The organism is Streptomyces sp. SID5910, from assembly GCF_009862125.1.
GTDB lineage: Bacteria > Actinomycetota > Actinomycetes > Streptomycetales > Streptomycetaceae > Streptomyces.
Window position 1 is genome coordinate 1 of record NZ_WWHX01000643.1, and the last position, 4,762, is coordinate 4,762.

The window sequence follows — 4,762 nt, forward strand, 5'->3', positions numbered from 1 at the left end:
CTGGGGCGGCACGGGTGGGCGCAGCGGCACCTCCCAGCGAGCAGCGCCTGGAGCTGGAGCGCGAGCAGTCCCCCGGGCCGCAGCCCGAAGACTCCGGCACCCCCGGCGCCCCCGACGCCCCCGAAGAGAGCCCCTGGTTCAACACCCCCCGCCAGGTCGCCTACCAGGGCGGCTACGACCCGACGTACGACCCGGCCGAGCAGTACGCCCAGTGGTACGAGGAGCAGCAGCAGGCCGACGAGTACCGGGACCAGTACGAGGAGGAGCCGCCGCTCCACGAGCCCTCGCCGGAGGAGACCGGGAGTTTCCCGATACCCGTCGTCCCGGGCCGCACCCGTGAGCTGGGCGAGGGCGGTGGCCTGCCGGTCGCGGAGCCGGTCGAGGAGGAGTACTACCAGGTGTTCAAGAAGTCGATCACCGGCAGCGGTTATCCGACGCCGCGGGAGTTCGGCGAGAACGTCCAAGCCGAGTTCGGCATCGTGCTCCCTCCGAAGGAGGCGAAGCGCATGGTCGGCCGTTTCACGAACCTCTACAACGCGGAGCTTGAGGAGACCCACCCCGCCTGACCCGCGTGCGGTGGACACGACGGAGGGGGCGCCCGGCGAACACCGGGCGCCCCCTCCGTCGTACCGGAACCGGGCGGCTACTCCCCGAGCAGCGTCCGCACCCGCTCCTGTCCGACCGCCAGCAGCAGCGTGGGCAGGCGCGGGCCGGTGTCGCGGCCGACGAGCAGGTGGTACAGCAGCGCGAAGAAGGTCCGCTGGGCGGTCTTGATCTCCGGCGGCAGTTCCTTCGGCGTGGCGTCGGCGGAGAACCCGGCCTGGACCTTGGGCACGCCGTAGACGAGGTGGGTGAGCCCGTCCAGCGACCAGTGCTCGGCGAGCCCGTCGAGCAGCAGCCGCAGCGACTGCCGGGACGGCTCGTCGAGGGACTTCAGCAGCTCGGCGTCGGGTTCGGCGCGGACGATGGTGCGCTGGTCGGCGGGGACGTGGGTGTTGATCCACGCCTCGGCCTTGTCGTAGCGCGGCCGGGCCTCGGCCAGCGAGCCCAGCGGGTTCGCCGGGTCGAGCTCGCTGAGGATGCGCAGCGCCTGGTCCTCGTGGCCGGCGGTGATGTCGGCGACGGAGGCGAGCGTCCGGTACGGCAGCGGCCTGGGCGTCCTCGGCAGCTCACCGGCGGCCGTGCGCACGGCACGCGCGTGCGCGGCGACGTCGGCGGGCAGCGCGGTGCCGTCGGCGACCTTGGCGTCCAGGCGGTCCCACTCGTCGTAGAGCCGCTGGATCTCCTGGTCGAAGGCGATCTTGAAGGACTGGTTCGGCCGGCGGCGGGCGTACAGCCAGCGCAGCAGCTGCGGCTCCATGATCTGGAGGGCGTCGCCCGGGGTGGGCACGCCGCCCTTGGACGAGGACATCTTCGCCATGCCGCTGATACCGACGAAGGCGTACATCGGGCCGATGGGCTGCTCGCCGCCGAAGATGCCGACGATCTGCCCGCCGACCTGGAAGGACGAGCCGGGGGACGAGTGGTCGACGCCGCTGGGCTCGAAGATCACGCCCTCGTAGGCCCAGCGCATCGGCCAGTCGACCTTCCAGACCAGCTTGCCGCGGTTGAACTCGCTCAGCCGCACCGTCTCGGAGAAGCCGCACGCGGTGCAGGCGTAGGTCAGCTCGGTCGAGTCGTCGTCGTAGGCGGTGACCGTGGTCAGGTCCTTCTCGCAGTTGCCGCAGTACGGCTTGTACGGGAAGTACCCGCCGGCGCCGGAGCTGCCGTCGTCCTCGGCGGCCGCGCCGGAGCCCTCGGCGGCCTCCACCTCGGCCTCGTCGAGCCGCTTCTGCTGCTGCTTCCTCGCCGGGGCCTTCTTGGTCCGGTACTGGGCGAGGATCGCGTCGATGTCGTGCCGGTGCTTCATGGCGTGCAGGATCTGCTCGCGGTAGACACCGGAGGTGTACTGCGCGGTCTGGCTGATCCCGTCGAACTCCACGCCCATCTCGGCGAGCGCGTCGACCATCGCCGCCTTGAAGTGCTCCGCCCAGTTCGGGTACGGGGAGCCCTTCGGGGCCGGGACGGAGGTCAGCGGCTTGCCGATGTGCTCGGCCCAGGTCTCGTCGACGCCGGGGACACCGGCCGGCACCTTGCGGTAGCGGTCGTAGTCGTCCCAGGAGATCAGGTGCCGGACCTCGTGGCCGCGGCGGCGGATCTCGTCGGCGACGAGGTGCGGGGTCATGACCTCGCGCAGGTTGCCCAGGTGGATCGGGCCGGAGGGGGAGAGTCCGGACGCGACGACCACTACCGGTTTGCCCGGGGCACGACGCTCCGACTCGGCGATGACCTCGTCCGCGAAACGGGAGACCCAGTCGGTGGTCTCTGTGCTCTGAGCCACGATCGGCACGTCCTCTTTCCTGAAACTTCTCCGGGAGCAGCCGGTACGGGTCGCACGGCTGACCGCTCCATTCTCCCAGCCCGGCCCGCATCCGCGAAAACCGCTTTTCACCGCATGGGATACTCGGCTTCTGTACTACTTCCAGGAACCCGAGCAGAACGGCAGCCACTCCATGGCCTCGGTCACGTCCCTCACCGCCTCCGTCCAGCAGCAGCTCGCGTCCGCCCTCACGGCCACCCGGCCGGAGGCCGCCGGCGCCGACCCGCTGCTGCGACGTAGCGACCGGGCGGACTACCAGGCCAACGGCATCCTCGCGCTGGCCAAGAAGGCGAAGGCCAACCCGCGGGAGCTGGCGGCCGAGGTCGTCGCGCACATCACCACCGGCGACGAGCTGATCAAGGACGTCGAGGTCTCCGGACCCGGCTTCCTCAACATCACCGTCGCCGACCGGGCGATCACCGGGAACCTCGCCGCGCGTCTCGCGGACGGCGACCGCCTCGGCGTGCCGCCGAAGCAGGACGCGGGGATCACGGTCGTCGACTACGCCCAGCCGAACGTGGCGAAGGAGATGCACGTCGGCCACCTGCGGTCCGCGGTCATCGGCGACGCCCTGCGCGGCATGCTCGACTTCACCGGCGAGCAGACGATCGGCCGGCACCACATCGGCGACTGGGGCACCCAGTTCGGCATGCTCATCCAGTACCTGTTCGAGCACCCCGGCGAGCTGGCCCCGGCCGAGGACGTCGACGGCGAGCAGGCCATGTCGAACCTGAACAGGGTGTACAAGGCCTCGCGCGCGCTCTTCGACGCGGACGAGGAGTTCAAGGAGCGGGCCCGCAAGCGGGTCGTCGCCCTCCAGTCCGGCGACAAGGAGACGCTGGAGCTGTGGCAGCAGTTCGTGGACGAGTCGAAGGTCTACTTCTACTCCGTCTTCGAGAAGCTCGACATGGAGATCCGCGACGACGAGATCGTCGGCGAGTCCGCGTACAACGACGGCATGCCTGAGACGGCCCGCATCCTGGAGGAGACGGGTGTCGCGGTGCGCTCCGAGGGCGCGCTCGTGGTGTTCTTCGACGAGATCCGCGGCAAGGACGACCAGCCGGTCCCGCTGATCGTGCAGAAGGCCGACGGCGGCTTCGGCTACGCCGCCTCCGACCTGACCGCGATCCGCAACCGGGTCACCGACCTGCACGCCACCTCGCTGCTGTACGTCGTCGACGTGCGTCAGTCGCTGCACTTCAAGATGGTCTTCGAGACCGCCCGCCGGGCCGGCTGGCTCGGCGAGGAGGTCACCGCGCACAACATGGCCTACGGCACGGTGCTCGGCGCGGACGGCAAGCCCTTCAAGACGCGTGCGGGTGAGACCGTGCGCCTGGAGGACCTGCTGGACGAGGCGGTGCAGCGGGCTGCCGAGGTCGTGCGGGAGAAGGCGCGGGACCTCACCGAGGACGAGATCCAGGAGCGGGCCGCGCAGGTCGGCATCGGCGCCGTGAAGTACGCGGACCTGTCGACGTCGCCGAACCGCGACTACAAGTTCGACCTGGACCAGATGGTCTCCCTCAACGGCGACACCAGCGTGTACCTCCAGTACGCGTACGCCCGTATCCAGTCCATCCTCCGCAAGGCCGGCGAGGTCCGCCCCGCCGCCCACCCGGAGCTGGCGCTGCACGAGGCGGAGCGCGCGCTGGGCCTGCACCTGGACGCGTTCGGGGACACGGTCTTCGAGGCGGCCGCGGAGTACGCCCCGCACAAGCTCGCCGCGTACCTGTACCAGCTGGCGTCGCTCTACACGTCCTTCTACGACAAGTGCCCGGTCCTGAAGGCCGAGACGCCGGCGCAGGTGGAGAACCGCCTGTTCCTGTGCGACGTCACGGCCCGCACCCTGCACCGGGGCATGGCGCTGCTGGGCATCAGGACGCCCGAGCGGCTCTGAGCGTGCCGGTCAGCGGGTGAGCCGGAGGCCCTCGGGTGCGTCGATGCCGAAGTCCTCGGCGAGCACCCGGCGGGTCTCGGCCTCGCCCGTGAGCCTGCGTTCCTCGATCGAGACCCGGACCCGGCCGGGGCCCACGTCGTCGGCGCGGGTCTCGGTGACACGGTCGCCGTCGAGGAGCAGGTGTGCGTCCGGGGTGAGGCGCTGCACGTAGAGGCGCCGGGCGAACGGGGACCGCGGGTTCGTGGCGATGTGCCAGTTGATCACCTCGAAGTCGGGCGGCTCGAAGGGCTCCACGGTGAAGGCGTACTGCGCCTCCCAGCCACCCGCGAGGTACGCCTGGAGCACCCAGGTCGCCAGCGGCCCCCGGCCCGGCGCGTGCACCAGCCGGTGCCGGCGTCCGGCGTCGTGGAACTCGGTGTCCGCGATCAGCGGCACCGGTTCCAGCAAGG

3 protein-coding genes and 1 pseudogene are annotated in these 4,762 nt (G+C 70.8%); 2 read left to right on the top strand and 2 right to left on the bottom strand.

What is annotated here, in order from left to right; all coding sequences use genetic code 11:
- Window positions 1-566 (top strand): annotated as a pseudogene (locus GTW67_RS22740) (DUF2637 domain-containing protein); the annotation flags it as partial.
- Window positions 567-643: 77 nt separating this feature from the next.
- Here the strand turns inward: GTW67_RS22740 and lysS are convergent.
- On the bottom strand, window positions 644-2,389 hold the full coding sequence (gene lysS, locus GTW67_RS22745; protein ID WP_161166662.1) for a lysine--tRNA ligase: 1,746 nt from the start codon (window positions 2,387-2,389) through the stop codon (window positions 644-646).
- A 163-nt stretch (window positions 2,390-2,552) separates the two neighbouring features.
- Here lysS and argS point away from each other — a divergent pair, with 163 nt between their 5' ends.
- Window positions 2,553-4,313, top strand: a complete 1,761-nt coding sequence (gene argS / locus GTW67_RS22750) for an arginine--tRNA ligase (RefSeq protein ID WP_161166663.1) — start codon at window positions 2,553-2,555, stop codon at window positions 4,311-4,313.
- 9 nt (window positions 4,314-4,322) lie between these two features.
- Here the strand turns inward: argS and GTW67_RS22755 are convergent.
- A partial coding sequence (locus GTW67_RS22755) for an arylamine N-acetyltransferase family protein (RefSeq protein ID WP_161166664.1) occupies window positions 4,323-4,762 on the bottom strand: 440 nt, incomplete at its 5' end.